Source organism: Pseudomonas sp. PDM13, from assembly GCF_025685765.1.
Classification (GTDB): Bacteria; Pseudomonadota; Gammaproteobacteria; order Pseudomonadales; family Pseudomonadaceae; genus Metapseudomonas; species Metapseudomonas solani.
On the sequence record NZ_JAOTQU010000051.1, the window covers coordinates 1 to 5,502 of the forward strand.

Sequence of the window (5,502 nt, forward strand, 5' to 3'; positions counted from 1 at the left end):
CAAAGTCAAACCCCCGACCTTCTTACGAAGATCGGGGGTTTGGTATAGGTGCTTGACGATGACCTACTCTCACATGGAGAAACTCCACACTACCATCGGCGATGCATCGTTTCACTACTGAGTTCGGGATGGGATCAGGTGGTTCCAACGCTCTATGGTCGTCAAGCAATTCGGTTGGGGTATCGTCTAGGACGCGACCCCGAATGGGTATGTGATAAGGCTTTGCAAGTTCTCGCCAATTTTCGGCTAAGTCGACTTCACCTTATAACAACAATCGTCAGATTGTTTGGGTGTTATATGGTCAAGCCTCACGGGCAATTAGTATTGGTTAGCTCAACGCCTCACAGCGCTTACACACCCAACCTATCAACGTCGTAGTCTTCGACGGCCCTTCAGGGAGCTCAAGGCTCCAGTGAGATCTCATCTTGAGGCGAGTTTCCCGCTTAGATGCTTTCAGCGGTTATCTCTTCCGAACGTAGCTACCCGGCAATGCCACTGGCGTGACAACCGGAACACCAGAGGTTCGTCCACTCCGGTCCTCTCGTACTAGGAGCAGCCCCTCTCAAATCTCAAACGTCCACGGCAGATAGGGACCGAACTGTCTCACGACGTTCTAAACCCAGCTCGCGTACCACTTTAAATGGCGAACAGCCATACCCTTGGGACCGGCTTCAGCCCCAGGATGTGATGAGCCGACATCGAGGTGCCAAACACCGCCGTCGATATGAACTCTTGGGCGGTATCAGCCTGTTATCCCCGGAGTACCTTTTATCCGTTGAGCGATGGCCCTTCCATACAGAACCACCGGATCACTAAGACCTACTTTCGTACCTGCTCGACGTGTCTGTCTCGCAGTCAAGCGCGCTTTTGCCTTTATACTCTACGACCGATTTCCGACCGGTCTGAGCGCACCTTCGTACTCCTCCGTTACTCTTTAGGAGGAGACCGCCCCAGTCAAACTGCCCACCATACACTGTCCTCGATCCGGATAACGGACCAGAGTTAGAACCTCAAGCATGCCAGGGTGGTATTTCAAGGATGGCTCCACGCAGACTGGCGTCCACGCTTCAAAGCCTCCCACCTATCCTACACAAGCAGGCTCAAAGTCCAGTGCAAAGCTACAGTAAAGGTTCACGGGGTCTTTCCGTCTAGCCGCGGATACACTGCATCTTCACAGCGATTTCAATTTCACTGAGTCTCGGGTGGAGACAGCGCCGCCATCGTTACGCCATTCGTGCAGGTCGGAACTTACCCGACAAGGAATTTCGCTACCTTAGGACCGTTATAGTTACGGCCGCCGTTTACCGGGGCTTCGATCAAGAGCTTCGCTTGCGCTAACCCCATCAATTAACCTTCCGGCACCGGGCAGGCGTCACACCCTATACGTCCACTTTCGTGTTTGCAGAGTGCTGTGTTTTTAATAAACAGTCGCAGCGGCCTGGTATCTTCGACCGGCATGGGCTTACGGAGCAAGTCCTTCACCCTCACCGGCGCACCTTCTCCCGAAGTTACGGTGCCATTTTGCCTAGTTCCTTCACCCGAGTTCTCTCAAGCGCCTTGGTATTCTCTACCCAACCACCTGTGTCGGTTTGGGGTACGGTTCCTAGTTACCTGAAGCTTAGAAGCTTTTCCTGGAAGCATGGCATCAACCACTTCATCGTCTAAAAGACGACTCGTCATCAGTTCTCGGCATTAAGCGCCCGGATTTACCTAAGCACTCTGCCTACCACCTTAAACTTGGACAACCAACGCCAAGCTGGCCTAGCCTTCTCCGTCCCTCCATCGCAGTAACTAGAAGTACAGGAATATTAACCTGTTTCCCATCGACTACGCTCTTCAGCCTCGCCTTAGGGACCGACTAACCCTGCGTCGATTAACGTTGCGCAGGAACCCTTGGTCTTTCGGCGTGCGAGTTTTTCACTCGCATTGTCGTTACTCATGTCAGCATTCGCACTTCTGATACCTCCAGCAAGCTTCTCAACTCACCTTCACAGGCTTACAGAACGCTCCTCTACCGCATCACTTACGTGATACCCGTAGCTTCGGTGTATGGTTTGAGCCCCGTTACATCTTCCGCGCAGGCCGACTCGACTAGTGAGCTATTACGCTTTCTTTAAAGGGTGGCTGCTTCTAAGCCAACCTCCTAGCTGTCTAAGCCTTCCCACATCGTTTCCCACTTAACCATAACTTTGGGACCTTAGCTGACGGTCTGGGTTGTTTCCCTTTTCACGACGGACGTTAGCACCCGCCGTGTGTCTCCCATGCTCGGCACTTGTAGGTATTCGGAGTTTGCATCGGTTTGGTAAGTCGGGATGACCCCCTAGCCGAAACAGTGCTCTACCCCCTACAGTGATACATGAGGCGCTACCTAAATAGCTTTCGAGGAGAACCAGCTATCTCCGAGCTTGATTAGCCTTTCACTCCGATCCACAGGTCATCCGCTAACTTTTCAACGGTAGTCGGTTCGGTCCTCCAGTCAGTGTTACCTAACCTTCAACCTGCCCATGGATAGATCGCCCGGTTTCGGGTCTATTCCCAGCGACTAGACGCCCTATTAAGACTCGCTTTCGCTACGCCTCCCCTATTCGGTTAAGCTCGCCACTGAAAATAAGTCGCTGACCCATTATACAAAAGGTACGCAGTCACCCAACAAAGTGGGCTCCCACTGCTTGTACGCATACGGTTTCAGGTTCTATTTCACTCCCCTCTCCGGGGTTCTTTTCGCCTTTCCCTCACGGTACTGGTTCACTATCGGTCAGTCAGTAGTATTTAGCCTTGGAGGATGGTCCCCCCATATTCAGACAAGGTTTCTCGTGCCCCGTCCTACTCGATTTCATGACTAAGAGATTTTCGCGTACAGGGCTATCACCCACTATGGCCGCACTTTCCAGAGCGTTCCGCTAATCTCAAAGCCACTTAAGGGCTAGTCCCCGTTCGCTCGCCACTACTAAGGGAATCTCGGTTGATTTCTTTTCCTCAGGGTACTTAGATGTTTCAGTTCCCCTGGTTCGCCTCTTGCACCTATGTATTCAGTACAAGATAACCATCTTATGATGGCTGGGTTCCCCCATTCAGAGATCTCCGGATCAAAGTCTGTTTGCCGACTCCCCGAAGCTTATCGCAGGCTACCACGTCTTTCATCGCCTCTGACTGCCAAGGCATCCACCGTATGCGCTTCTTCACTTGACCATATAACCCCAAGCAATCTGGTTATTGTCTCTAACGTGAAGACGACATTCGCCGAAAATTCGCGCTTGAACTCGCAAATTTTACCTTGACTTGAATAATCACCAGTGAAAGAGATTATTCAGTCTACTTCTATCACATACCCAAATTTTTAAAGAACAGTTCTGGCGCAAAGACCAGAAATCAATGCCATTCTCAAGGCACTCATTTCTGAGCTTTCAGCGATTATTTAGAGTGGATGGTGGAGCCAAGGAGGATCGAACTCCTGACCTCCTGCGTGCAAAGCAGGCGCTCTCCCAGCTGAGCTATGGCCCCTCGAAGACCTGCCACGCCCATGACAATTGGTGGGTCTGGGCAGATTCGAACTGCCGACCTCACCCTTATCAGGGGTGCGCTCTAACCAACTGAGCTACAGACCCAATCGTCTTACTCTCGGGTCTAACAACCCAATCGCTTTTCGCAAGTGAATCAAGCAATTCGTGTGGGAGCTTATGAAGAAGCTGATGTCTTCGATTAAGGAGGTGATCCAGCCGCAGGTTCCCCTACGGCTACCTTGTTACGACTTCACCCCAGTCATGAATCACTCCGTGGTAACCGTCCCCCTTGCGGTTAGACTAGCTACTTCTGGAGCAACCCACTCCCATGGTGTGACGGGCGGTGTGTACAAGGCCCGGGAACGTATTCACCGTGACATTCTGATTCACGATTACTAGCGATTCCGACTTCACGCAGTCGAGTTGCAGACTGCGATCCGGACTACGATCGGTTTTATGGGATTAGCTCCACCTCGCGGCTTGGCAACCCTTTGTACCGACCATTGTAGCACGTGTGTAGCCCTGGCCGTAAGGGCCATGATGACTTGACGTCATCCCCACCTTCCTCCGGTTTGTCACCGGCAGTCTCCTTAGAGTGCCCACCATAACGTGCTGGTAACTAAGGACAAGGGTTGCGCTCGTTACGGGACTTAACCCAACATCTCACGACACGAGCTGACGACAGCCATGCAGCACCTGTGTCTGAGTTCCCGAAGGCACCAATCCATCTCTGGAAAGTTCTCAGCATGTCAAGGCCAGGTAAGGTTCTTCGCGTTGCTTCGAATTAAACCACATGCTCCACCGCTTGTGCGGGCCCCCGTCAATTCATTTGAGTTTTAACCTTGCGGCCGTACTCCCCAGGCGGTCGACTTATCGCGTTAGCTTCGCCACTAAGATCTCAAGGATCCCAACGGCTAGTCGACATCGTTTACGGCGTGGACTACCAGGGTATCTAATCCTGTTTGCTCCCCACGCTTTCGCACCTCAGTGTCAGTATCAGTCCAGGTGGTCGCCTTCGCCACTGGTGTTCCTTCCTATATCTACGCATTTCACCGCTACACAGGAAATTCCACCACCCTCTACCGTACTCTAGCTCAGTAGTTTTGGATGCAGTTCCCAGGTTGAGCCCGGGGCTTTCACATCCAACTTGCTGAACCACCTACGCGCGCTTTACGCCCAGTAATTCCGATTAACGCTTGCACCCTTCGTATTACCGCGGCTGCTGGCACGAAGTTAGCCGGTGCTTATTCTGTCGGTAACGTCAAAACAGCAAGGTATTAACTTACTGCCCTTCCTCCCAACTTAAAGTGCTTTACAATCCGAAGACCTTCTTCACACACGCGGCATGGCTGGATCAGGCTTTCGCCCATTGTCCAATATTCCCCACTGCTGCCTCCCGTAGGAGTCTGGACCGTGTCTCAGTTCCAGTGTGACTGATCATCCTCTCAGACCAGTTACGGATCGTCGCCTTGGTGAGCCTTTACCTCACCAACTAGCTAATCCGACCTAGGCTCATCTGATAGCGCAAGGCCCGAAGGTCCCCTGCTTTCTCCCGTAGGACGTATGCGGTATTAGCGTTCCTTTCGAAACGTTGTCCCCCACTACCAGGCAGATTCCTAGGCATTACTCACCCGTCCGCCGCTGAATCATGGAGCAAGCTCCACTCATCCGCTCGACTTGCATGTGTTAGGCCTGCCGCCAGCGTTCAATCTGAGCCATGATCAAACTCTTCAGTTCAATACTGCTTGGGTTTTGAGAAAACCCTAAACTTGGCTCAGCAATCGCAAATAAACTCTCGAATTCACGAGTGTTACTTGTGTTGCTGATAATCAGTCGACTACCAGTCTTACATCACAAGCACCCACACGAATTGCTTGATTCAAGTTGTTAAAGAGCAATTTCGATTAAGTCTTTCGTCTCAACCGAGGCCGCGCATTCTACAGCAGCCTTTCTATCTGTCAAGCTGTTTTTCGAAGAATTTTTTCTTTCTACTCAACAACTT

At 51.7% G+C, this 5,502-nt stretch carries 2 tRNA genes and 3 rRNA genes; all 5 read right to left on the minus strand.

Annotated elements, in window-relative coordinates:
- Positions 1 to 50: 50 nt before the first annotated feature.
- The 5 genes from rrf to OEJ36_RS30305 all read right to left on the minus strand — a co-directional run bounded on the left by rrf (position 51) and on the right by OEJ36_RS30305 (position 5,237).
- Positions 51 to 166 (minus strand): 5S ribosomal RNA (gene rrf / locus OEJ36_RS30285).
- Positions 167 to 297: 131 nt separating this feature from the next.
- A 23S ribosomal RNA gene (locus OEJ36_RS30290) occupies positions 298 to 3,189 on the minus strand.
- Between the two features lie 236 nt (positions 3,190 to 3,425).
- Positions 3,426 to 3,501, minus strand: a tRNA-Ala gene (locus OEJ36_RS30295).
- Positions 3,502 to 3,528: 27 nt separating this feature from the next.
- Positions 3,529 to 3,605, minus strand: a tRNA-Ile gene (locus OEJ36_RS30300).
- Between the two features lie 95 nt (positions 3,606 to 3,700).
- Positions 3,701 to 5,237 (minus strand): 16S ribosomal RNA (locus tag OEJ36_RS30305).
- The 16S, 23S and 5S rRNA genes sit together here with 2 tRNA genes alongside, the layout of an rRNA operon.
- Positions 5,238 to 5,502: the final 265 nt, after the last annotated feature.